This is a genomic window from Halomonas urmiana, assembly GCF_005780185.1.
GTDB classification, from domain to species: domain Bacteria; phylum Pseudomonadota; class Gammaproteobacteria; order Pseudomonadales; family Halomonadaceae; genus Halomonas; species Halomonas urmiana.
Map to the genome: position 1 here is coordinate 45,768 of NZ_VBUI01000004.1, position 22,669 is coordinate 68,436.

At 70.1% G+C, this 22,669-nt stretch carries 18 protein-coding genes and 1 pseudogene; 11 read left to right on the forward strand and 8 right to left on the reverse strand.

Annotated features, from left to right (window positions below; genetic code table 11):
* Positions 1-198: 198 nt before the first annotated feature.
* Positions 199-1,482, reverse strand: a complete 1,284-nt coding sequence (locus tag FEI13_RS03500) for a M24 family metallopeptidase (protein ID WP_138179588.1) — start codon at positions 1,480-1,482, stop codon at positions 199-201.
* Positions 1,483-1,560: 78 nt separating this feature from the next.
* Complete coding sequence (locus tag FEI13_RS03505; protein WP_138179589.1) at positions 1,561-2,442, reverse strand: HalD/BesD family halogenase; 882 nt, start codon at positions 2,440-2,442, stop codon at positions 1,561-1,563.
* A 109-nt stretch (positions 2,443-2,551) separates the two neighbouring features.
* Between FEI13_RS03505 and FEI13_RS03510 the strand changes: the two genes are divergently transcribed.
* Entirely contained in the window at positions 2,552-3,436 is an 885-nt protein-coding gene (locus FEI13_RS03510; protein WP_138179591.1) for a LysR family transcriptional regulator, read from the forward strand.
* 62 nt (positions 3,437-3,498) lie between these two features.
* On the opposite strand, the gene FEI13_RS03515 is transcribed toward FEI13_RS03510, so the two are convergent.
* Entirely contained in the window at positions 3,499-4,461 is a 963-nt protein-coding gene (locus FEI13_RS03515) for a GlxA family transcriptional regulator (RefSeq protein WP_138179593.1), read from the reverse strand.
* A gap of 180 nt (positions 4,462-4,641) precedes the next feature.
* Here FEI13_RS03515 and FEI13_RS03520 point away from each other — a divergent pair, with 180 nt between their 5' ends.
* The 4 genes and pseudogenes from FEI13_RS03520 (at position 4,642) to FEI13_RS03535 (ending at position 5,946) form a co-directional block, all read left to right on the forward strand.
* Positions 4,642-4,890, forward strand: coding sequence for a hypothetical protein (locus FEI13_RS03520; RefSeq protein ID WP_138179595.1), 249 nt, complete (start codon positions 4,642-4,644; stop codon positions 4,888-4,890).
* A gap of 147 nt (positions 4,891-5,037) precedes the next feature.
* On the forward strand, positions 5,038-5,286 hold the full coding sequence (locus FEI13_RS03525; RefSeq protein WP_138179597.1) for a DUF2188 domain-containing protein: 249 nt from the start codon (positions 5,038-5,040) through the stop codon (positions 5,284-5,286).
* A gap of 100 nt (positions 5,287-5,386) precedes the next feature.
* A pseudogene (locus tag FEI13_RS03530) lies at positions 5,387-5,662 on the forward strand (TIM barrel protein); the annotation flags it as partial.
* 95 nt (positions 5,663-5,757) lie between these two features.
* Positions 5,758-5,946: a hypothetical protein gene (locus tag FEI13_RS03535; RefSeq protein WP_138179599.1), complete on the forward strand. Its 189-nt coding sequence runs from the start codon at positions 5,758-5,760 to the stop codon at positions 5,944-5,946.
* A gap of 56 nt (positions 5,947-6,002) precedes the next feature.
* On the opposite strand, the gene FEI13_RS03540 is transcribed toward FEI13_RS03535, so the two are convergent.
* The 3 genes from FEI13_RS03540 to FEI13_RS03550 all read right to left on the reverse strand — a co-directional run bounded on the left by FEI13_RS03540 (position 6,003) and on the right by FEI13_RS03550 (position 8,324).
* The gene (locus FEI13_RS03540) at positions 6,003-6,602 is read right to left on the reverse strand and encodes a DUF938 domain-containing protein (protein WP_138179601.1); all 600 of its coding nucleotides are present in this window, start codon (positions 6,600-6,602) and stop codon (positions 6,003-6,005) included.
* A gap of 36 nt (positions 6,603-6,638) precedes the next feature.
* Positions 6,639-7,742, reverse strand: a complete 1,104-nt coding sequence (rluF, locus tag FEI13_RS03545; RefSeq protein ID WP_138179603.1) for a 23S rRNA pseudouridine(2604) synthase RluF — start codon at positions 7,740-7,742, stop codon at positions 6,639-6,641.
* 114 nt (positions 7,743-7,856) lie between these two features.
* Positions 7,857-8,324 (reverse strand): YchJ family protein, encoded by a 468-nt coding sequence (locus FEI13_RS03550; RefSeq protein WP_138179605.1) that lies wholly within the window; start codon positions 8,322-8,324, stop codon positions 7,857-7,859.
* A 196-nt stretch (positions 8,325-8,520) separates the two neighbouring features.
* Here FEI13_RS03550 and FEI13_RS03555 point away from each other — a divergent pair, with 196 nt between their 5' ends.
* Positions 8,521-11,310: a cation-translocating P-type ATPase gene (locus FEI13_RS03555; RefSeq protein WP_138179607.1), complete on the forward strand. Its 2,790-nt coding sequence runs from the start codon at positions 8,521-8,523 to the stop codon at positions 11,308-11,310.
* A gap of 16 nt (positions 11,311-11,326) precedes the next feature.
* Here FEI13_RS03555 and hrpB read toward each other — a convergent pair whose 3' ends face one another.
* Positions 11,327-13,864, reverse strand: coding sequence for an ATP-dependent helicase HrpB (gene hrpB, locus FEI13_RS03560; RefSeq protein ID WP_138179609.1), 2,538 nt, complete (start codon positions 13,862-13,864; stop codon positions 11,327-11,329).
* 194 nt (positions 13,865-14,058) lie between these two features.
* Here hrpB and FEI13_RS03565 point away from each other — a divergent pair, with 194 nt between their 5' ends.
* Positions 14,059-15,435 (forward strand): NCS2 family permease, encoded by a 1,377-nt coding sequence (locus tag FEI13_RS03565; protein WP_138179611.1) that lies wholly within the window; start codon positions 14,059-14,061, stop codon positions 15,433-15,435.
* Between the two features lie 71 nt (positions 15,436-15,506).
* Here the strand turns inward: FEI13_RS03565 and FEI13_RS03570 are convergent, their stop codons facing one another.
* Positions 15,507-16,190, reverse strand: a complete 684-nt coding sequence (locus FEI13_RS03570; RefSeq protein WP_138179613.1) for a TetR/AcrR family transcriptional regulator — start codon at positions 16,188-16,190, stop codon at positions 15,507-15,509.
* A gap of 182 nt (positions 16,191-16,372) precedes the next feature.
* Between FEI13_RS03570 and xdhA the strand changes: the two genes are divergently transcribed.
* The 4 genes from xdhA to guaD all read left to right on the forward strand — a co-directional run bounded on the left by xdhA (position 16,373) and on the right by guaD (position 22,658).
* Positions 16,373-17,881, forward strand: coding sequence for a xanthine dehydrogenase small subunit (gene xdhA, locus FEI13_RS03575; RefSeq protein WP_138179614.1), 1,509 nt, complete (start codon positions 16,373-16,375; stop codon positions 17,879-17,881).
* Positions 17,865-20,363, forward strand: coding sequence for a xanthine dehydrogenase molybdopterin binding subunit (gene xdhB / locus FEI13_RS03580; protein WP_240036410.1), 2,499 nt, complete (start codon positions 17,865-17,867; stop codon positions 20,361-20,363). Before xdhA ends, xdhB begins: the two co-directional genes overlap by 17 nt.
* On the forward strand, positions 20,360-21,262 hold the full coding sequence (xdhC, locus tag FEI13_RS03585) for a xanthine dehydrogenase accessory protein XdhC (protein ID WP_138179616.1): 903 nt from the start codon (positions 20,360-20,362) through the stop codon (positions 21,260-21,262). Before xdhB ends, xdhC begins: the two co-directional genes overlap by 4 nt.
* A gap of 64 nt (positions 21,263-21,326) precedes the next feature.
* Positions 21,327-22,658, forward strand: a complete 1,332-nt coding sequence (guaD, locus tag FEI13_RS03590; protein ID WP_138179618.1) for a guanine deaminase — start codon at positions 21,327-21,329, stop codon at positions 22,656-22,658.
* Positions 22,659-22,669 lie beyond the last annotated feature (11 nt).

Genomic DNA, 22,669 nt, shown 5'->3' on the forward strand with positions numbered 1-22,669 from the left:
CGGAAAATCGGGCGATCACACCGCCCGCTTATGCTGTGCTCCCAGAGGCCCGAGGAAAGGGGCCCGGAGGCAAGACGACGAAAGGGTCTTTTGACCATGGACGTCAAAAGTAGCGTCCATGGATGGATTTACAGCGCCCTTGAGTCGTCGTGTCGTCGGAGGTCCCTGCCTGCTAGGGCCCAGATAAAGGCAGTCGTCTCAGACCTCCCGGTCGAACAGCGCCTCGTCGAACGGATAGCGCGAGAGCTTCTCGATACCGGTCTCGGTGACCAGCACCTCCTCCTCCAGCTTCACGCCGTCGGCGGCGCCGACCTCACCGATGTAGCTCTCCACGGAGACGACCATGCCGGGCTCGAGGACGCCGTCCTTGGAGAAGCGGTCGAAGTCCATGTGGTGGGCAACCAGCGGCGTCTCGCCATGCATGCCCACGCCGTGGATGATCGACGGGTAGCGGCGATCGAGGAAGCGCTCGGGGATCTTCCAGGCACTCTCGGCGATCTCGCGGTAGCTCATGCCCGGTTTCAGGATGCCCATGTTGTGATGCACCTGGTCGTAAGCCATGCGGTAGAGGCTCTTCTGGTAGGCGCTCGGCTTGCCCGGGCCGACGTGGAAGGTGCGCGAGAAGTCGGAGTAGTAGCCGTGACAGCCGATGGTATCGGTATCCAGCGCCACCAACTCGCCGGGGCGGATCACCCGGTCGCTCGCCTCGTTGAACCAGGGGTTGGTGCGCGGGCCCGACGAGAGCAGGCGTGTCTCGATGAACTCGCCGCCCTGCTTGATGATGTTGCCGTACAGGGTGGCGAACAGGTCGTTCTCGGTGACGCCGGGCTTGATGGCGGCCTCCACCTCGGCCACGGCGGCCTCGGCACCGGCCATGGACTGGGCCAGGCAGGCGATCTCCTCCGGGGTCTTGATGCGCCGGCAGTGCAGGGTGTCCTGCATGCAATCGAAGACCTCGAGCCCCTGGGCCTCCAGCGAGCGGGCGAGGTTCAGGGAGCAGCGGTCCAGGCCGATCTTCTTGTTGCCGCGACCGTGCTCCTCGATCAGCTCGGCGATCTCGATGCCGAAGGGGTCGGACGACAGGTTGTCGCGCTGGTTGACCGCCGACCACACCACCTTGGAGGTGCGCGCCTCGTCGATGGTCTCGAGCCAGGTCGAGACGTGGGCGCTGCCCGGGTATTCGAAGAGGATCACCGGGCCGTCGAGCGGCACGTAGATGTAGCGGGTGGAATTGCGCAGGAAGTAGCCGAACATGTTGCGCGAGCCGGTGGCGTAGCGCTGGTTATAGGGGTCGAACAGCACCACCGCGGCGTAGCCCTGCTCGGCCATCATGGCGCGCAGGCGCTCGAGGCGCCCGGCGCGCAGCTGCTTGGGGTCGAAGGCGGTGGGGATGCAGTCGCCGTTGGCCATGGGGGGCGAGGGGATCACCGGAATCTGGTCCGGCTCGTGGTCGGTCAACTTCTCGAAATCGACGATGCTCATGTCAGGGTCTCTCTTGTGGGGCTCGCGTCGGGGTCTGTCTCAAGCGGCGCCGGGTAAGCGGCGCCGCGAGCGCCGAGGTCAATCGGCCAGGCTGTCACTGCGCTCCATCCCTTCCTCGAGCAGGCGCTCGTGGACAGGGGCCATGCGCCCGAAGATGCGCTGGGCGCGCTCGGGGCGGCCGATGAAGCCGGGCTCCTTGGCGTAGGCGAAGATCACCGTGTGGCGCTCCTTGTCGCCCTCCACCGGGGTGACCCGGTGCAGCGAGTAGCGACCGAAGAAGACCTGCAGGTCGCCGGGCTGCAGGTCCAGCGACTTGAGCCGCGAGCGATCGCCGTCGATCACCCGCTCGACCTCGTCGAAGTTCTCGCCCTCGGGGCTGCGGATGCCGGGGGCATACTCGAAGCGCCCGCCGCCGTGGGACTGGCGGGTCATCATGGTGACGATGAATTCGTTGGTATCGTAGTGCCAGGGGTGCTGGCAGCCCTCGCGCAGCACGTTGATCACCAGGCCCGCCAGCGGATCGGCGTAGGGATGGATCTCCTCTTGTTCCACCACACTGGCGATGAAGCGCTGGAAGCCCTGGTGCTGATAGACCCGACGAATAATGGTGTCGTCGTCGATACGGTCGCCGGCGACGAAGCCGTTGGTGCGATCGTCGAAGCGATTCTTGGGGTGGCTGGCCGGCAGGCTCGGGTCGCCGGCGCTGTTGTAGGGATTGGTCTCGGTCTGGTTGTAGTGCGCCTCCGGCGAGAGCCGCTCGGTCTCGCGTTCCAGACGCGCCAGCGCCTCATCCGGCACGAAGCCCTTGAGCACCACGCAGCCATCATGGCCGAGCTGGCGGCGGCACTCGGCGATCATCTCGCGGCCACGCTCGCTGTCGAGGTGGTGGATCGGGTAGCGCTCCAGGTCGATCAGGCCGTGAAGTGAGGTGTCTTCTTCCTGCATGGCGTTGCCTTGCATGGGGATCTGCTCCTGACTTGTTCCAATAACGTGTGGACAGGGTAGTGAGCAGAGTTCGATAATAGAAATGAATGGTTAAGATGAAATGCATTGCAAAGGCTCATAGATCATGGACACCGACCTGCTTCGCGCCTTCGTCACGGTGGCCGAGTGCGAAGGCTTCAGCGCCGCCGGCAAGGTACTGCACCGCACCCAGTCGGCGGTCAGCCTGCAGATCAAGCGACTCGAGGATCAGATGGGCGAAATGCTCTTCGAGCGCACCAGCCGCAGCGTGGTGCTGACCACGTCGGGGGGCCGCCTGCTGCCCTACGCCCGGCATATCCTCAAGCTGCAGGACGAGGCGCGCCAGGTGATGGGGGTGGATCGCCAAGGCGAGCTGATTCGCCTGGGCACCTCGGAGGAGCAGGCCAGCACCTACCTGCCGGAGCTGCTGCCACGCTTCGCCGCCCGCTTCCCCGAGGTGCGCCTGGAAGTGATGTGCGGCATCAGCGGCTCGCTGGTCAATGACTTCCAGGAGGGGCTGCTCGACGTCGCCCTGGTGGTGCGCCACGGTCCCACCCACACCGGCCGGCTGCTGGGACGCGAGCAGATGGTCTGGGTGGTGGCCGAGGGCCGCTCGATCGACGACTGGGAGACCCTGCCGCTGGCGCTGAACCCCGAGGGCTGCACCTTTCGCGCCCACGCCTTCGCAGCACTGGGTGCCTCGGAGCGCCGCTGGGACGTGCGCTACGCCAGCCAGTCGCCCACTGGCATCAACCTGCCGGTCCAGGCCGGTCTCGCGGCCACGGTGAAGACGCCACGCAGCATTCCCGAGGGCTGTCGCATCGTCGGCGACCTCGAGGGCCTGCCAGCACTGGGCTACGTCGAGATCGAACTGCACCGCACGCCGGGCGCCTCCAGCGACGCCTTCACCGCCTTCTGCGACGAGCTGGAGGCGATCGTCACCGGCACCGACTCGCTGGAGTCGCTCGAGTACGTGACGGGTGAAGGTTGAACCAGCGCCCCGCCCTCAACCGCTTCGAGTGCCCGCCATGCCGACGCGCTTGCCGATGGCGCTCACTGGCGGCGGGCCATCCGGGGCGAGACGCCGAAGTGTGCCTTGAAGGCGCGGGCGAAGCTGGAAGCGGAGGTGAAACCGCAGGCCAGCCCCACCGAGAGCACCTCCATGTCCGTCTCCACGAGCAGGTGGCGGGCGCGCTCGAGGCGTAGCTTCAGGTACCACGCCCGGGGCGAGCTATCGAGATGCTGCTCGAAGAGACGCTGTAGCTGGCGCAGCGACACCCCGCTGCGACTGGCCACTTCGGCGAGCGACAGCGGCGCCTCCTGATGGCGCTCCATCAGCGCGACCGCCTCGACCAGCCGACGGTGATGCACCCCGAGGCGCCGGGCCAGCGACATGCGCTGCTGGTCGCGCCGGGTGCGAATACGCTCGTGGATCAGCTGCTCCGAGACGTCGATGGCCAGGCGCGAGCCGTGCCGACGGGCGATCACCTCCAGCACCATGTCCATGGCGGCCGTGCCGCCGGCGCAGGAGAAGCGCCGCTTGCCCAGCTCGAAGAGCTCGTCGGAGGTCTCGATGGCCGGGAAGCGCTCCTGGAAGGCCGGCAGGCTCTCCCAGTGCAGCGTGACCCGCTCGCCCGCGAGCAGGCCCGCCTCGGCCAACAGGAAGCCGCCGGTATCGAGGCCGCCCAGCACGCAGCCGGCCTGATCCAGGCGATGCAGCCAGGCCATCAACGGGCGACTCAGGGTGTCCTCGGGGCCGAAGCCGCTGCACACCGCCAGCGACGGCAGATGATGCACCTCGCCGATGGCGCGATCGGCGAGCAACGTCATGCCGTTGGAGGCGGTGACCGGCGCCCCGTCCTCGCTGATCAGCTGCCAGTCGAACAGCGGTCGCGCCGCGATCCGATTGGCGATGCGCAGCGGCTCGACGGCCGAGAAGAAGGCCATCATCGAGAAGCGCGGCAGCAGCAGGAAGCCGACGGCTTCAGGCAGCAGCCCATGGTAGTCCAGACGCAAATGGCGACTCCTTTCGAACGATCAGCCCCCTGCGAAACGGGGCGCGCGACCGGCATGCGTGTCCACGGCGACGAGGATACTCGTTGTGCGGCAGGTGATCACGGGGCGAGCCTCCCCCTCGCATCGCAAGCCGCTCCGCGGCTAGACTGACCGGCAGATATCCCAACGCGAGGCATCGCCGTGTCCGAGCACGAAAGAACCATCCTGGCCTTCGATGAGGCCGGCAACGAATACTTCATCGACATGTTCGTCAGCGTCCGCGATCTCTCCGATCTGCAGCACGCCGGGGCGACCGGAAGCGGCCTGCCCTCCTTCCGCACTCGCGAGGGCCACGCGGTCACCCATCTGGGCGGTGGCGAATTCGCCGTGACGGTCCCCGGAGAGGAACAGTCGCTCACCGTCCGCACGCAGGATTCCGACTTCGTGTGAGCGACACCAGGCGCGCACGGGGAGGTCGCCGGAAGGCAAGCGCATGACGCACTCACCCCTTCCTCGGGCCCATCCGCGACCCAGCAAGCGCTATACTGATGGATGCGCCATCTCGACAGCGCCCACCGCACAGGAGGGACGAGAGTCATGCCTTCATCGACGCATCACGTGGCACCCAACCCCGAAGGGGGCTGGAGCGTCCATCGGCACGGCGGACAGCGCGCCAGCCGTCATTTTGCCACCAAGCAGGCCGCCGAGGCTTACGGCCGACGCGTCAGCTTCAACCAGCAGACCGTGCTGATCATCCATCACGAAGACGGTTCCGAGACCTCCTCTGGCGACCCCTCCTCCGATCATCCGAAGGCGCGCCGGAAGACCTCGACCAGCGACCGCTGACGCGCCATTCGCCCAGCCCCCGACCATCCCCCGCCACGCCGCGCTGAGGTAGACTCCCCTTCATCATGCGTCACTGATCTAACCGGTGAGGGGAAAGCCCATGCACTATCTCGGCACACACGTCAGCGCGGCGGGCGGGGTCGACAAGACGGTCGAGCGGGCCGTTGCAATCGGCGCCGACGCCTTCGCCCTGTTCACCAAGAACCAGCGCCAGTGGAAGGCCAAGCCGCTGGCCGACGAGATCGTCGAGGACTTTCGCGCGGCCTGCGACGCCCATGGCTTCGGCCCCGACCAGATCCTTCCCCACGGCAGCCACCTGATCAACCTCGGCCATCCGGAGGCCGAGGGGCTCGCCAAGTCGCGCGCCGCCTTCCTCGTCGGGCACCGACCCGACCCACTTCGGCCTGATCAACGTGGTGGGGTGACACAACTAGCAGAGCCGGCACGCCTCGCGCCAAGGAGAACCCCGTGATGCCTCGAACGCATCTCCTCACCGCCATCCTCGCCCTCGGCCTGCTGGCCGGCTGCACCACCTACACTTGGGAGGATGGCCGCCGGGAGACCGTGTGGGGCGTGCCCGCCGAGGACGAGACGACCACGCGCCAGGAGCGCCAGGCAGAGGGCGTGCGCTACCGCGTGCCAGGCGAGCTCCCGGAGTAGCGCTTCTTCCCGCCTTCCCGCCGCGCTCGGGCCAGGTCCTGACGCAAGGCCCGGGGCTAGGCCCGGCGGAAGGCCAGGCACAGGTTGTTGGCGGGCATCTCCACCACCCGCTCGAGCACCAGGTCGCACTCCGCGGCGGCCTCGACGACCGTTTCCAGGTCGCGGATGCCGAAGCGCGGGTCGCGCTGGCGCAGGTCGGCATCGAAGGCCGCATTGCTGGGCGCCGTGTGCTGCCAGTCGCGCTTGAAGGGGCCGTAGAGGAAGAGCACGCCGCCGGAGGGCAAGCGATGCCCGGCGCAGTCGAGCAGCGCCTCGCCGACCGCCCAGGGCGCGATATGCAGGAGGTTGATGGCCACGACGGCATCGACGGGATCGGCCGGGCAGAGCACGGTCACGTCCAGCGCCAGGGGCGGGAGCAGGTTGGCAAGGCCGGCGTGTGCGCGCCAGGCCTCGATCGAGCGGCGCGCATGGGGGCTCGGGTCGCTGGGCTGCCAGCACCAGCCCGGCATTGCGCCCGCGAAGTGGACGGCATGCTCGCCGCTGCCGCTGGCCACCTCCAGCACCCGAGCGCGCTCTGGCAGCACTGCCTTCAGCACCTCGAGGATCGGCTGGCGATTGCGCGCCGTGGCAGGGCTCTGGAGTCGCTCATCGTTCATGACGTTCTCCTGATCGCACGGGGGCGATGCTCGTGGTTACTTCTTGCCCCGCGCCTTGCGCGCCGCATTGCCGGGCTTCTGGCGCTGGCCGGCCGCGCGGGACGGCTGCGCCGCGGCCTTGCTCTTGACCTTGCGACCGCCGGGCGCCGGCTTGCCGCCCTTGGCCTGACGGGGAGGCGCCTTGCCGGCGGCGGCCTTGGCTCCCTTGGCCGGCGCTCTCCCCTCGCCACCCCCAGCCTTGCCCGCTCCGCTCCTGGCCGGCTTGGCGCCCTTGGCGGGCGCGCTTCGCTTGGCCGATGCCCCAGCCTTGGCGGGCCCACCGCGCTTGGCGTCCTTGCCGGCGCCGGCCGGCTTCGCCCTGCCGCCGCCGTTCTTGCTCGGGGTCCTGGCCTTGGTCTTGGCCGGTGTCTGGGTCTGGGAAGAGGAGTGCTCGGTCTGGGCCAGGATCGTGGCCACCTCGTCTTGCGTCAGGTCGCGCCAGTCACCCAACGCCAGCCCCTTGAGCGAGACGTTCATGATGCGAATGCGCTCGAGCTTGACCACCTCATAGCCGAACACCTCGCACATGCGCCGTATCTGACGGTTCAACCCCTGCACCAGGGTGATGTTGAACACGAAGCGCGACTCCTTGACCACCCGGCAGGGCTTAGTGGTCTCACCGAGGATCCGCACGCCATCGCTCATCCCGGCCAGGAAGTCGTCGGTGATGGGCTTGTTGACGGTGACCAGGTACTCCTTCTCGTGGTGGTTGTTCGCACGCAGGATACGGTTGACCAGGTCGCCGTTGTTGGTCAGGAAGATCAGGCCCTGGGAGTCCTTGTCCAGGCGACCGATGGGGAAGATGCGCGCGCCGTGCTTGACGAAGTCGACGATGTTGGCCTTCTCGCTGGACTCCGTGGTGCTGACGATCCCGACCGGCTTGTTCAGCGCGATGAACACCAGGTCCTCTTCCTCCAGGGGCTCGACCACCTGGCCGTTGACCTTGACCACGCTACCCGGGAAGACCTGGTCGCCGGTGGTGGCGCGCCGGCCGTCGATGGTGACGTTGCCCTGCTCGATGTAGCGGTCCGCATCCCGTCGGGAGCACATGCCACTCTCGCGGATGTACTTGTTGATGCGCTTCGAGAGGTCTTGGGCCATGGGATCACTACCGGGCTGCTGGAAGAAGGGAACGAAGGCCGTGGCGACACGGCCGCTGGCCCGGGCAGTGTAAGGGCTGCCCCGCCCGGCGGCCAGTCGCGGCGCCCGTTGCCATCAGCCGAGGCCGCAGCAGGCCTTGAACTTGCGCCCGCTGCCGCACGGGCAGGCGTCGTTGCGGCCGGGCTTGAGCCGGGTCACCGAGGGCTCGCCGTCGAAGTAGTACCAGCGCCCGTCCTCCCGCACGAAGCGCGAGGCCTCCTCCAGCACGCCCCAGCGCCGCCCCTCCTGGAAAGTGGCGCGAAACTGCACGTGGCCACGGTCGCCCTGCTCGTCGTGGTCGAGGATCTCCAGGCGCCACCAGCGGGTGGCGTCGTCGCCCGACAGGCTCGCCGGCCGGGTGCTCGAGTGCCAGGTCTCGCGCAGGTAGTCGGTGAGATCGAGGGCGAAGGCGCTGTAGCGCGAGCGCATCAGCGCCTCGGGGCTCGGGGCCGCCTCGCCTCGATGATAGCGGCCGCAGCAGTCGGCCAGGGGCCGTTGGCTGCCGCAGAGGCAGGCCGGGTCGGGGAGCATGGCGGAGGTCATGGCGGGTCTCCTGGGAAATGGCGCCATTGTGCCATCTCGAGGTAAGCGATTCCCGCCCTCGGGCACGCCCTGCCAGAAAGCTCATGCGAAGGTCATTACGAAAGCCCTGCTGGCTAACCGCAAATACCGCACTGCAGCATGGAGTGTGGTACACCTGTCAGGGAAGCGCCCTCACGCCGACGCAAGGAGGACAGGGATGACCCGTCACACTCCCGCCCACGACCGCCACTGGCATGGCCTCTCGCCCGAAGAGGCGCTGGCGGAGCTTGACGCCACCCAGGATGGGCTCTCCGAAGATGACGCCCGCGACCGCCTGGCACAACACGGTCCGAACCGGCTCCAGCAGGGACATGGCCGGCCCGCCTGGCGGCGCCTGCTGGCCCAGTTCAACAACCTGCTGATGCTGATCCTGCTGGTCGCCGCGGTGGCGAGTCTGGGGCTTGGCCATGTGCTGGACGCCGTCGCCATCGCCGGGGTGGTGCTGATCATCGCGCTGATCGGCTTCCTCCAGGAGGGCAAGGCCGAGCAGGCGCTGGACAGCATCCGCGACATGCTCTCGCCGCGCGCCCAGGTGCTGCGCGACGGCCGACGCCAGGAGGTCGACGCCGAGGCGCTGGTGCCCGGCGACGTCGTGCTGCTGGAGAGCGGCGATCGGGTGCCCGCCGACCTGCGCCTGCTCGAGGCCAAGCGGCTTCGCGACGAGGAGGCGGCGCTGACCGGGGAGTCCACCCCGGTGGACAAGGCGATCGGCGCGGTGGACGCACAGAGCGAGCTGGCCGAGCGCAGCTCGATGGCCTATGCCGGCACCCTGGTGGTCCAGGGCAGCGCCCGGGGGCTGGTGGTGGCGACCGGCGAGCGCACCGAGATCGGGCGCATCTCCGAGCTGCTGCGCGGGGTCGAGACGCTCAGGACGCCGCTGCTGCGCCAGCTCGACCGGGCCGGACGCGTCCTGGCGCTGATCATCACGGTGATGGCGGTGCTGACCGCGGCCTTCGGGGTACTGGTGCATGGCGAGCCCCTCGGCGAGATGTTCATGGCCGCGGTAGGACTGGCCGTGGCGGCCATCCCCGAGGGCATGCCGGCCATCGTCACCATCGGCCTGGCGCTGGGGGTTCAGACCATGGCGCGAAAGAACGCCATCATCCGCCGCCTGCCCGCGGTGGAGACCCTGGGCTCGATCTCCACCATCTTCTCCGACAAGACCGGCACCCTGACCCGCAACGAGATGACCGCCCGGGCGATCCGCCTGCCCGAGGGCGAGTTTCGGCTCGAGGGTACCGGCTTCGCGCCCGAGGGCGCGTTCCACCGGGTGTGCGACGGCGAGGCGCTCGATGAGCCCCTCGACCTCGACGACCACCCGGCCCTAGGCCACTTCCTCGAGGTCGGCGTGCTGTGCAACGACGCCGAACTCGCCCGGGACGAGGGTCGTTGGCGCATCCACGGCGACCCCACCGAGGGCGCCCTGGTGGTGGCCGCCGCCAAGGCCGGCCTCGAGGCCGGCGAACTGCGCGGCCATCACGACCGCCATGACGCCATCCCCTTCGAGTCCGAACGCCAGTACATGGCCACCCTCCACGAGATGGACGGCGAGCCGTGGCTGCTGGTCAAGGGCGCCCCGGACCGCCTGCTGGAACGCTGCCACCGAGTGCGCACCGCGGCCGGGGACGTCGCGCTGGACCCCGCCGAGTGGCAGGCGCACCTCCACGCGCTGTCGGCCCAGGGGCTTCGTGTGCTGGCCCTGGCCGAGAAGCGGGCCGAGGGCGTCGATGAGCTGACCGATGAACATGCCGCGGACGGCCTGGTGCTGCTGGGGCTGGTGGGGCTGCAGGACCCGCCCCGGGACGAGGCCGTGGCCGCGGTGAAAGACTGCCTCGCCGCCGGCATCCGCCCGGTGATGGTAACCGGCGATCATGCCGTCACCGCCCAGGCTATCGCCAGGCAGCTCGGCTTCCTGCACACCGAGCGGGCGATCTCCGGGCGGGAGATCGAGGCGATGTCCGACGCCGAGCTCGAGGAGGTCATCCTCGATGTCGACGTCTATGCCCGCGCCTCCCCGGAGCACAAGCTGCGCCTGGTCACCGCCATGCAGGCCCGCGGCGGCGTCTGCGCCATGACCGGCGACGGCGTCAACGACGGCCCGGCGCTCAAGCGCGCCGACGTGGGCGTGGCCATGGGCATCCAGGGCACCGAGGCGGCCAAGGAGGCCGCCGAGATGGTGCTGGCCGACGACAACTTCGCCACCATCGTCGGCGCCATCCGCGAGGGCCGTAAGGTCTACGACAACATCCGCAAGACCATCACCTTCCTGCTGCCCACCAACGGCGCCCAGGGCCTGGCCATCCTGATCGCCGTACTGGCCGGCAGCGTGCTGCCGGCCACCCCACTGCAGGCGCTGTGGGTCAATATGGTGGTCGCGGTGACCCTCGGCCTCGCCCTGGCCTTCGAGTCCGGCGAGCGAGACCTGATGCGCCGGCGCCCCCGCGACCCGACCGCCCCGCTGCTCGACCTCTTCCTGCTGTGGCGGGTGGTGTTCGTCTCGGTGCTGCTGCTACTCGGGGTGTTCGGGGTCTTCTCGTGGCTCTTCAACGGCCAGGGCACGAGCCTCGAACTGGCCCGCACCGCGGCCGTCAACATGCTGGTCACCGGCTCCGCGGCCTACCTGATCAACAGCCGCTTCCTGCACCGCAGCAGCCTCTCTTTCAGCGGGCTCTTCGGCAGCCGCCCGGTATGGATCGCTATCGCCCTGGTGATGGTCCTGCAGCTCGGCTGGACCTACCTGCCGATCATGCAACGGGTGTTCGGCAGCGCCGCCCTGGGGCTCGCGCACTGGCTGGCGATCCTCGCCGTCGCCGTGGCGATCTTCCTCTCGGTGGAGCTGGAGAAGGGGGCACGGCGCCGCCTGCATCGGCGGCGTGGCGAGCGCGACGATCACGGTCATGAGCGCGGCGCCTCGGCCCGCGAGGAAGAGCGCGCCGAGGCACGCTGAGGCGCTTGCACCTTGCTCAGCCGCGCCGCTTGGTGCGGGCGGTCGCCTCAGCGGCGAGCGGATCCTCCGGCCAGGGGTGCTTGGGATAGCGGCCGCGCATCTCGCGGCGCACCTCCGGATAGCCGTTGGCCCAGAAGCTCGCCAGGTCGGCGGTGACCTGCAGCGGCCGCCGCGCCGGCGAGAGCAGGTGCAGGAGCACCGGCTCGCGCCCGTCGGCGACCCGCGGCGAGCCCTGCCAGCCGAAGCACTCCTGCAGCTTGACCGCCAGCACCGGCGGCTTGCCCGCAAGGCACGGCGTGTAGTCCAGCCGATGGCTGGCACCACTGGGCACCGACAGGCGCGGCGGCGCCAGCGCGTCGAGGCGCGCGCGCAGCGGCCACGCCAGCGAATCGGTGAGGATGTGCGCAAGCGGCAGCTGCTCCACCGTCTCGAGGCGGGTCACGCCGTCGAGGTAGGGCCCGAGCCACGCTTCCAGGGTCTCGAGCAGGGCCGACGTCGACCAGTCCGGCCAGGCACCCTCTGCTTTGCCGGCAGCGTCGTCGCCGCCCTCTTCGCCGTTACGGTTAAAGGCTCGGCGCAGCAGCGCCACCCGGCCGCGCAGCTGCTCGGCCTCGTCGCCGAAGGGCAGCCGCTCGCGGCGCCGCAGGGCCGCCAGCAGGGCGGCCTTCACCGCCTCCGGCGGCAGCCGATGCAGCGGCCGACGCTCGAGCACCACGCCGTCGAGCCCGCGCACCTGCTCGCCGAGCATCCGGCCCTGGGCGTCGGACCACTCGAGGCTCGCTCGCCACTCGCGGGTCTCGGGATAGAGCGCCTCGAGCCGCTCGGGCGCCAGCGCCACTGCGCGGAAGATCCGCGCGCCACTGGCCTCGCCGTCAAGCTCGGCGGCCACCAGCAGCGGCGCATGGGCCAGCGGATGCGCCTCGGGCAGGGTCGCGAGCGTCCCGCCCGCCAGGCGAAAGCGCCCGGGCTCGAGTCGCTGGCCGATGCGCTCCGGGTAGGCCAGCGCCAGGAGCTCGCCCAGCGGCGCCAGACTGATCGCATCCCCTCCTGCCGCGGAAAGCCCCACGCCGGCGATGCGCGCCAGGCGTTGCGCCTCCTGATGCCACTGGCGATGCGCCTTCGGCGCGGCCAGTCGCGCGGCGAGCGCCCGCTCCAGGTCACGCTCCTGATCGAGATCGCGCCCCTCCAGGGCGGCCACCAGGGCGCAGGCGAGCGGCCAGGCCTCGAGCTCGGCCGCGCGCTCCAGCATCACCGCCAGGCGCGGATGGGTCGGCCAGCGCACGCAGGCGCGGCCCAGGGCGGTGAGATGACAGGCGGCGTCCAGCACGCCGAGGCGCGTCAGCAGCGCGCGCCCGGCCGCGAGTGCCCCGGCGGGGGGCGGCGTCACCCAGCAAAGCTCGCCCGGGTCGGTGATGCCCCAGCGCGCCAGCTCGAAGGCCAGCGGCGAGAGATCCGCCTGGCGAATCTCCGGCTCGCCGTGGGGAATCAACGGCTGCTCCTCGGCCCATAGCCGCACGCAGCGCCCCGGCCCCTGGCGGCTGGCGCGGCCGCGGCGCTGGTCGGCGCTGGCCCGGTTGACGCGACGCGTCGCCAGCCGGGTCAGCCCGGTGCGCGGCTGGAAGACCGGCACCCGCTCCTGGCCGGCGTCGATCACCAGGCGCACACCGTCCACGGTGACACTCGACTCGGCGATCGCGGTGGCGAGCACCACCCGCCGCCCCTCGGGGTCCGGGCGCAGGGCGCGCCGCTGGGCCTCCAGCGCCAGGCGTCCGTGCAGCTCCACGATGCTGAGCTCCGGCGCCCGTGCCGCCAGCTCCCGGGCCAGGCGGCGGATCTCGCCCACCCCGGGCAGGATCACCAGGGCATCGCCCGTCCTCGCTTCATCCGGGAGCGTCTCGTCCAGTGCCTCGAGCACCGCCGCGGCCTGCTGGCGGGCGGCGTCCTCACGCGGGCGCAACGGGCGATGGCGCGTCTCGACGGGGAAGCTGCGCCCCGGGCAGTCGATCACCGGCGTGGCCTCGCCGAGCACGCCCAGCAGGGCGTCGACGTCGAGGGTCGCCGACATCACCAGCAGGCGCAGGTCGTCACGCAGGCCCTGCTGAGCGTCCAGGGTCAGGGCGAGCCCCAGGTCGGCCTCCAAGCTGCGCTCGTGGAACTCGTCGAAGATCACCCCCGCCACCCCCTCGAGCATGGGATCCTCCTGGAGCATGCGGGTCAGCACGCCCTGGGTGACCACCTCGAGCCGGGTAGCCGGCCCGACTCGGCTCTCGCCGCGCATGCGATAGCCCACCGTCTCGCCGACCCGCTCACCCAGCGACTCGGCCATGAAGCCGGCCGCCAGCCGCGCCGCCACCCGACGCGGCTCCAGCAGCAGGAGCCGCCCGTCACGACACCAGGGCGCGTCGAGCAGCGCGAGCGGCACCCGGGTGGTCTTGCCGGCGCCGGGCTCGGCGACCAGCAGCGCCCGGGAATGGGCGGCCAGGGCGGCCTGGATCTCGTCCAGGCGCGCGTCGATGGGCAGGGAGGTCGTTGAAGGATCGTCACCGCAGTTCATTCATTCACTCTGGTTGGTCGCCCCCGCCCAGCGGCCTCTGGGCTCGCACGGATGGCAGGGGTCGTTGAAAGTCGCGTCGCGTGGCCGGCTTGCCGGCGAGCTCATCCGGCACTAGCCTTGACTCTCGCGACTTGACCGATAGGTCAGGAAATGTCAGTTTCGATTTTCCGTACACAACAACAATAGGTTTTGGTATGCAACAGACCTCCACCTCCCACGCCGACGGGCACCCGCGCGCGGCATCGTCTCCCGGCGCCGGATTGCCGCTGCTCGACCGCTGGTTCGGCGTCAGTCGGCGCGGCTCGACGCTGAAGACCGAGATCCTGGCCGGCATCGCCACCTTTCTGGCCGGAATGTACATCATCGTGGTCAATCCGGCCGTGCTCTCGGATGCCGGCATCCCCTTCTCCGCGGCGCTCTCGGCCACGGTGCTGATCAGCTTCATGAGCAGCCTGGCCATGGGGCTCTATGCGCGTAACCCCATCCTGGTGGCGCCGGGCATGGGCATGAACGCGCTCTTCACCTACACCCTGGTGCTGGGTGCGGGCCTCACCTGGGAAGTGGCGCTGGGCTGCGTCTTCTGGTCCGGGGTGATGTTCGCGGTGCTGGCGATGTTCAACGTGCGCCGCGCGATCATCGAGGCCATCCCGCTGTCGCTGCGCTACGCCATCACCTGCGGCATCGGGCTCTTCATCACCTTCATCGGCCTGCAGAACGCCGGCTTCATCGTCGGCAGCGACGCCACCCTGGTCACCCTGGGCAACATGGACGCGAGCCTGGCGACCTTCTTCCTCGGCCTGGTGGCCACCGGGGTGTTCGTGATCCTGCGCTTCAACGGCGCGCTGATCATGGGCATCGCCCTGACCACGCTGCTGGCCGCGCCCATGGGCCGGCTGTGGGGCGACGAGGTGATGGTCGCCTGGAACGGCCTGGCCGCCTGGCCCGACTTCGGCGCCGTGATGCAGGTCGATATCCTCGGCGCTCTGAAGGTCGCCTACCTGCCGTTCATCTTCGTGATGCTGTTCACCAACTTCTTCGATGCGCTCTCCTGCTTCATGGCGCTGTCGGAGTCGGCGGACCTGAAGGACGAGGACGGCAACCCGCGCAACCTCAAGCGTTCGATGACGGTGGATGCCTTCGCCTCGATGATCGCCGCGCCGCTTGGGACCAGCGCCGCCCAGACCTTCATCGAATCCGGCGCCGGGGTCGCCCAGGGCGGACGCACGGGCCTGGTGGCCGTAGTCATCGCCCTGCTCTTCCTGCCCTTCCTGTTCCTGTCGCCGCTGCTGTCGCTGGTGCCCGGGGTCGCCACCGCGCCGGCCCTGGTGCTGGTGGGGCTCTTCATGATGGCGCCCATCGCCAAGATCGACTGGGCCCACTTCGATCAGGCACTGCCGGCCTTCCTGGCGATCATCCTGATGCCGCTGACCTACTCGATCACCCTCGGCATCGCCTTCGGCTTCATGAGCTTCGTGCTGATCAAGGCCCTGACCGGGCGGATCAATGAGATCAAGCCGGCGATGTGGGTCTCCGCGGCCCTCTCGGTGCTGATGCTGCTCACCGCCCAGTGAGGGAGAACGGATCCTCGCCGAGGGCCGCGGGGTGCTTCACCCCACGGCCCTCAATCACCACCCGGGTCAGGTCAGGAATGGGCGTGATTTCCTCTCGCCGCCTCCGTCTGCGTGGGATGCCGGACCCCACAGCCCTTGATCACCACTCGGGTCAGGAAGTCGGTGATGTCCTCCAGGTCGTCGTCGTCGAGCGCCTCGCGGCCGGTGATGCCCAGCACCTGAGCCTCGAAGTCGGCGTAGTGCTGGGTGGAGGACCAGATCAGGAAGATCAGCCAGACCGGGTCGACCGGATCCATCAGGCCCCGGTCGGCCCACTCGCGAAACACCGCGGCGCGGCTCTGCACCCAGTCGCGCAGCTCGCCGCTCAGGTACTCCTGCAGGAAGGGCGCCCCGCCGAGGATCTCGCTGGCGAACAGCCGCGAGCCCTCGGGGTGACGGCGCGACATCTGCATCTTGGAACGGATGAAGGCGGAGAGCACCTCGGCGGGGTCGTCTTCCGCGGAGATGTCGTCGAGCATCACGTTCCAGCGCTCCATCATCCGCTCGAGCAGACGAACGTAGAGCGTGCGCTTGCTGCCCATGTAGTAGAGGACATTGGACTTCGGCAGGCCCGCCTCCTCGGCGATCGCCTGGAGGCTCGCCCCCCGGTAGCCGTGTCGGGCGAAGACTCGCTCCGCGGCCGCCAGGATCGCCTGCTCGTTGCGCCGGCGGATGGCGCCGCCTTCCTGTTCGCTGGGGTGTTCTGCCTTGGCCATGGGCCCTCGCTGCTGTCGACCGGGACGTTCCGGCCATGAGCTTGCCTGAGAGGCGCCCCACTAGGCAATTCGCGCCGCGTCCAGCCAAAAAATCTGCCGGCGGACCTTGCTAAAGCTGACCATTTGGTCAAGAATTAAAATATTCCCTGCTTCGGCCACTACAACCACAAACGGAGCCGACCATGATCGACTTCTATCTCAACGGAAGGCGGCAGCGCTGCAGCGACGTGACCGCCGACACCAGCATCCTCGAGCTGTTGCGCACCCACCTCGGCCAGACCGGCACCAAGGAAGGCTGCGCCTCCGGTGACTGCGGCGCCTGCACCGTGGCGATCGGCGAGCCCGACGCCGGCGGCGGCGAGCTGCTCTACCACAGCGCCAACGCCTGCATCACGCCGGCCCACCAGCTCGACGGCTGCCACCTGGTCACCGTGGAGGGGCTGGCCTCGGGCGAGCGCCTCCACCCGGCCCAGGCCGCGATGGTCGACTGCCACGGCAGCCAGTGCGGCTTCTGCACGCCGGGCATCGTGATGTCGCTGTTCACCCTCTACGAGCAGCAGCGCCGGGGTGGTGAAGAGCCCCCCGCCCCGCTGACCCAGGAACGCCTGGAGGCGGCGCTCGGCGGCAACCTCTGCCGCTGCACCGGCTACCGGCCGATCCGCGATGCCGCCCTCTGCATGAACGACTACCCGGCGGCCGACCCGGCCTGGGCCGAGGACCCCGGACTGGCCGGCAGCGTCGCCTGGCTGCGCCGCCCGCGCAGCGGCGAGCCCGCCGCCGATGGCCACTACGTGGCGCCCCAGGACCTCGCCGCCCTGCGCGCCCTCAAGGCCAAGCGCCCCGCCGCGCGACTGGTGGCCGGAGGCACCGACCTGTGGCTGGAGACCACCCAGCAGCTCAAGTCGCTGGAGGATCTCATCGATGTGCGCCAGGTCGCCGAGCTGAACGCCATCGAGGAGGTGGAGGCGGGCTGGTGGATCGGCGCCGCCGTGACCCTGGCCCGGCTGATGCCGCTGCTCGCCGAACCCTATCCGGCCTTCGAGCACCTGATGCACCGCTTCGCCTCCTCGCAGATTCGCCACCGGGCGACCCTGGGCGGCAACGTCGCCAACGCCTCGCCGATCGGCGACACCCCGCCGGTGCTGCTGGCCCTGGACGCCCGCCTGCGCCTGGACGGCCCCCGCGGCAGCCGCGAACTGCCGCTCGCCGATTTCTTCCTCGACTACAAGTGCACGGCGCTGGCCGAGGATGAATTCATCGCCGCGATCTTCCTGCCACGCCCGGACAGCGCCACTCACCTCAAGGTATGGAAGCTCTCCAAGCGCCGTGAGGACGACATCTCCGCGGTGCTGGGCGCCTTCGCCTGGCGCCTGGAGGACGGCGTGATGCGCGACGTCCACCTGGCCTTCGGCGGCATGGCGGCGATTCCCCGTCGCGCCCCGGCGGCCGAGGCCGCCCTGGAGGGCCGTACCCCGGATGCCGAGGCCTTCTCCGCCGCCCGCAAGGCGCTCGCCGAGGAGCTCGCGCCGATGACGGACGTGCGCGGCAGTGGGAACTACCGCCGCGTCGCCGCCGGCAACCTGCTCGAACGCCTGCGCCTGATGATCGCCGCCGACGGCGACCCGGCCGACAACAACAGCGACAACCGCGACTCTGCGACCAAGGTGACTCTCGATGCGTACGCTCACTAGGCTTTCTACCGCGCCCGATGATGCGCGTGCCAACTCGCCCGACTCCGCCGATCAGCGCCCCCGGCAGCGCAACCAGGGCGACGCGCCGCTGGCCCGTGAGACCGTCGCCCCTCAGGGTAGCGCCGGCAGCGCCCGCGCCCACGAGAGCGCGGTCAAGCACGTCACCGGGCGAGCCGCCTATATCGACGACCTGCCGGTCCCGCGAGACTGCCTTCACGTGGCGCTGGGCCTGTCGCCGGTGGCCCATGGCCGGCTGAACCGACTCGAGCTGGAGAAGGTCAAGGCCGCCCCCGGCGTGGTGGACGTCATCACCCTGGCCGACGTGCCCGGCCATACCGACATCGGCCCGGTGTTCCCCGGCGACCCGCTGTTCGCCAGCGACGAGATCAGCTACGTCGGCCAGTGCCTGTTCGCCGTGGCCGCCGAGAGCCATCATGCCGCGCGGTTGGCGGTGAAGGAGGCGGTGATCGAGATCGACGAGCGTCCGGCCAGCCTCGACCCGGTGGCGGCCGCGGAGCGCGGCGAGTTCGTGCGCCCCACTCACCATCACGAACGCGGCGACTGGCAACGTGCCCTGGACGAGGCCTCCCATGTGCTGGAGGGCGAGCAGTTCGTCGGCGGCCAGGAGCACTTCTACCTGGAGGGCCAGGCGTGCCTCGCGCAGCCCACCGAGGACGAGGGGGTGATGGTCTACACCTCCAACCAGCACCCCAGCGAGACCCAGAAGCTGGTCGCCGAGGTGCTCGACATCCCCTTCCACGCGGTGACCATGGAGATGCGCCGCATGGGCGGCGGCTTCGGCGGCAAGGAGACCCAGGCCTCGCCCTGGGCCTGCATCGCCGCCCTCATCGCCCGGCGCACCGGCCGGGCCACCAAGCTGCGCCTGCCCCGGGCCGAGGACACCCGCGCCACCGGCAAGCGCCACCCCTTCCACAACCGCTACCGGCTCGGCGTCGACGACCAGGGCGTGCTCACCGGCGGCGAGATCACGGTGATCGGCGACTGCGGCTACTCGCCGGATCTCTCCGATGCCATCGTCGATCGCGCCATGTTCCATGCCGACAACGCCTACTCCCTGGGCGCCGCCCGGGTCACCGGCCAGCGCGCCCGCACCCACACGGCCTCCAACACCGCCTTCCGCGGCTTCGGTGGTCCCCAGGGCATGATGATCATCGAGCAGGCCATGGACGACATCGCCCGCCACCTGGGCGAGGACCCGCTGACCATCCGCCAGCGCAACCTCTATCGCGCCACCGACCCAGATGGCACGCCCCGCGACGTCACCCACTACGGCCAGCGGGTCGAGCAGCTCGGCCTGCTGCGTGACATCGTGTCCCAGCTCGAGGCGAGCAGCGACTACTGGGCGCGCCGGCGCGAGATCACCGCGTTCAATGCCCGAAGCCCGATCGTCAAGAAGGGCCTGGCCCTGACGCCGGTGAAGTTCGGCATCTCCTTCACCGTGCAACACTTGAACCAGGCCGGCGCCCTGCTGCTCGTCTACACCGACGGCAGCGTGATGATCAACCACGGCGGCACCGAGATGGGACAGGGCCTGCATACCAAGGTCTGCCAGGTGGTGGCCCGGGAGCTCGGTCTCGATCTCGAGCGGGTGCGCATCAGCGCGACCCGCACCGACAAGGTGCCCAACACCTCGCCCACCGCCGCCTCCAGCGGCGCCGACCTCAACGGCCAGGCCGCCCGGGACGCCGCCAGCAAGCTGCGCGAGCGGCTGTTCGACTTCGCCGCCGCGCACTTCGATCGCGACGCCGGCGGGCTCGACCGCGAGGCCATGCGCCTGGAGGACGGCCACCTGGTGGCCGGCATCGGCGAGGCCGAGCGGCGCATCTCCTGGGGCGAGCTCATCCAGGCGGCCTACCTGGGTCGGATCTCGCTCTCCGAGAAGGGCTTCTACGCCACCCCGCTGATCCACTACGACCGCGCCACCGGCCGCGGGCGGCCCTTCTACTACTACGCCTATGGGGCCGCGGTGGCCGAGGTGGAGGTGGACACCCTGTCCGGCGAGTACCGGGTCAGCCGCGCCGACATCCTCCACGACGTCGGTGACTCCCTGAACCCGGCCATCGACATCGGCCAGATCGAGGGCGCCTTCATCCAGGGCATGGGCTGGCTGACCAGCGAGGAGCTCAAGTGGAACGACGCCGGCCGGCTGGTCACCGACGGCCCGGCCACCTACAAGATCCCGGCCTTCGGCGACCTGCCGCCGACCTTCAATGTCGAGCTGCTGCAGGGCCACCCCAACTCCCAGGCCAGCATCTATCGCTCCAAGGCCGTGGGCGAACCGCCCTTCATGCTGGCCATCTCGGTGTGGTCGGCGCTGCGCGATGCCCTGGCGAGCCTCGCCGACTATCGGGTCAGTCCCGCGCTCGACACCCCGGCCACCCCGGAACGGGTGCTGATGGCCGCCGAGGCGCTGCGCGCCCGCCACGAAGCGCGGACGGTGGGCCAGGAGGAACCCGCATGAGCGCCACGGACACGCGACCGGAGAGCTGGCACGCCGCCCTGCACCGCCTGCAGCGCGAGGGGCGGCCCCACGTGCTGGCGACCCAGGTCACCAGCGCCGGCTCCACCCCCCGGGAACCCGGCGCGCGCATGGTGATCACCGAGGATGCCGTTTATGACACCCTGGGCGGCGGCACCTTCGAGTGGCAGACCATCGAGGCCGCCCGACACCGCCTGGCCGGCACCGAGGGCCGCGTCGAGGCCGGCATGAGCCTGGAGGCCTTCTCCCTGGGCGGGCGCAGCGGCCAGTGCTGCGGCGGTTTCGTCAACGTGCTGCTCGAGGTCTTCCCCGGCAGCGCCGCGACGCTGGCGATCTTCGGCGCCGGCCACGTGGGCCAGGCGCTGGTGCGCCTGGCCGCCCCGCTGCCGTGGCGGCTGCTGTGGCACGATAGCCGCGAGGGCGTCTTCCCCGAGTGGGCCGCCGAGACGCCGCGGCTCGAATGTCGCCAGGCGCCCGATCCGTCCGCGGCCGTGGCCGCCCTGCCACCCGGCGCCCATGCCCTGGTGCTGACCCACGATCACGCCGAGGACCGCGCCCTGGTGGATGCCCTGCTCACCCGCGGCGACACGGGCTCGCTGGGGCTGATCGGCTCGCGCAGCAAGTGGGCGAGCTTTCTTGGCCGGCTGGGCGATGCCGGCCACGACGAGGCGGCGCTTGCCACGGTGCGCTGCCCCATCGGCCTGGCGGCCGGCGGCACGGGCGGCGACAAGACGCCCTACGCCATCGCGCTTGCCACCATTGCCGAGCTGCTGCCGCTGATGGCCAGCGAGGAGCGCCCCGACCGGCGCGGCCTCGACCCGGCCGAACTGCGCGCGGTCCTGGGCGATACCCTGCGCGATGCGCCGAGCGCGCCGGCCTGATGCCGACCGTCACGCCCCTTTCACGACTCCCGAGACGAGCCCCGACGACATGATCCTGGATGTGATGAACCCTGACACTGCGCGCGTGCTGCGCGCCGACCTGCTGAGCTTCGACACCGACCCCGGTGAGGGCGATACGCCCGCCGCGGGGAGCGTGCGCCATGTCGAAGATGGCGCCCTGTGGATCGAGAACGGCCGCATCCGTGCGCTGGACACCTGGGCGCGGCTGGCCCCCGAGCTGCCCGAAGGCATCGAGATCGTCGATCATCGCGGCAAGCTGATCGTGCCCGGCTTCATCGACAGCCACGTGCACTACGTGCAGCTGGAGATCATGGCCTCCTGGGGCCGCCAGCTGCTCGACTGGCTCAACGACTACACCTTCCCCGAGGAGTGCCGCTTCGCCGTTCACGAGCACGCCCGAGCCCAGTCGGCGGCCTTCCTGAACGAGATGCTCCGCGTCGGCACCACCACCGCCCAGGTATTCTGCTCGAGCCACCCCGGCTCGGTGGATGCCTTCTTCACCGCCTGCCGCGAGCGCGGCCTGCGCATGCTCGCCGGCAAGGTGCTGATGGATCGCCATGCGCCCGAGGCGCTCTGCGACGATACCCGGGGCGGCATCCGCGACAGCGAGCGGCTGGTCGCCGACTGGCACGGCCGGGACCGGCTCGGCTACAGCCTGACGCCGCGCTTCGCGCCCACCTCCACCCGGGCGCAGCTCGATGCCACCGGCGGGCTCTTGCGCAACGATCCAAGCCTGTGGCTGCAGACGCACCTCGCCGAGAACACCGGCGAGCTCGACTGGGTGGCCGAGCTCTTCCCCGAGAGTCGCGACTACCTCGAGGTCTACGAGCAGTCGGGGCTCGTGGGCCCCCGCAGCACCTTCGCCCACGGCATCCACCTCGACCAGGAGATGCGCGGGCGACTGGCGGCGCGGGGCGCCAACCTGGCCTTCTGCCCGAGCTCCAATCTCTTCCTGGGCAGCGGCCTGTTCGATCGACTCGCCGCCCGGGAGGCCGGCCTCGCCATCAGCTACGCCAGCGATGTGGGCGGCGGCACCGACCTCTCGGGCCTCGCCACCCTCAAGGCCGCCTACCAGGTCGGCCAGCTGCGCGGCCAACCGCTCACTGCCTGGCAGGGCTTCTACGGGCTGACCCTGGGCAACGCCCGAGCGCTCTCCCTGGACGAGCGCATCGGCCGGCTCGCCCCGGGCATGGAGGCGGATTTCGTGGTACTCGACCCCGCCGCCACCCCACTGATGGCCCGGCGCACGGCCCGCAGCCAGAGCCTCGCCGAGACGCTCTTCGCGCTGATGATGCTCGGCGACGACCGCACGGTGGCCGAGACCTGGAGCGGCGGGCGCCGCCAGCACCGGCGCGACGCCCCTACGCCCACCTGATCGTAGAGAAA

Excerpts from the sequence above, each read along its gene's own strand:
- xdhC (WP_138179616.1), top strand. The coding sequence starts at position 20,360 with ATGAGCGCCACGGACACGCGACCGGAGAGCTGGCACGCCGCCCTGCAC.
- FEI13_RS03500 (WP_138179588.1), bottom strand. The coding sequence starts at position 1,482 with ATGAGCATCGTCGATTTCGAGAAGTTGACCGACCACGAGCCGGACCAG.
- xdhA (WP_138179614.1), top strand. The coding sequence starts at position 16,373 with ATGATCGACTTCTATCTCAACGGAAGGCGGCAGCGCTGCAGCGACGTG.
- FEI13_RS03525 (WP_138179597.1), top strand. The coding sequence starts at position 5,038 with ATGCCTTCATCGACGCATCACGTGGCACCCAACCCCGAAGGGGGCTGG.
- FEI13_RS03505 (WP_138179589.1), bottom strand. The coding sequence starts at position 2,442 with ATGCAAGGCAACGCCATGCAGGAAGAAGACACCTCACTTCACGGCCTG.
- guaD (WP_138179618.1), top strand. The coding sequence starts at position 21,327 with ATGAACCCTGACACTGCGCGCGTGCTGCGCGCCGACCTGCTGAGCTTC.
- hrpB (WP_138179609.1), bottom strand. The coding sequence starts at position 13,864 with ATGAACTGCGGTGACGATCCTTCAACGACCTCCCTGCCCATCGACGCG.
- FEI13_RS03535 (WP_138179599.1), top strand. The coding sequence starts at position 5,758 with ATGCCTCGAACGCATCTCCTCACCGCCATCCTCGCCCTCGGCCTGCTG.
- xdhB (WP_240036410.1), top strand. The coding sequence starts at position 17,865 with ATGCGTACGCTCACTAGGCTTTCTACCGCGCCCGATGATGCGCGTGCC.
- rluF (WP_138179603.1), bottom strand. The coding sequence starts at position 7,742 with ATGGCCCAAGACCTCTCGAAGCGCATCAACAAGTACATCCGCGAGAGT.
- FEI13_RS03550 (WP_138179605.1), bottom strand. The coding sequence starts at position 8,324 with ATGACCTCCGCCATGCTCCCCGACCCGGCCTGCCTCTGCGGCAGCCAA.
- FEI13_RS03540 (WP_138179601.1), bottom strand. The coding sequence starts at position 6,602 with ATGAACGATGAGCGACTCCAGAGCCCTGCCACGGCGCGCAATCGCCAG.
- FEI13_RS03565 (WP_138179611.1), top strand. The coding sequence starts at position 14,059 with ATGCAACAGACCTCCACCTCCCACGCCGACGGGCACCCGCGCGCGGCA.
- FEI13_RS03570 (WP_138179613.1), bottom strand. The coding sequence starts at position 16,190 with ATGGCCAAGGCAGAACACCCCAGCGAACAGGAAGGCGGCGCCATCCGC.
- FEI13_RS03510 (WP_138179591.1), top strand. The coding sequence starts at position 2,552 with ATGGACACCGACCTGCTTCGCGCCTTCGTCACGGTGGCCGAGTGCGAA.
- FEI13_RS03555 (WP_138179607.1), top strand. The coding sequence starts at position 8,521 with ATGACCCGTCACACTCCCGCCCACGACCGCCACTGGCATGGCCTCTCG.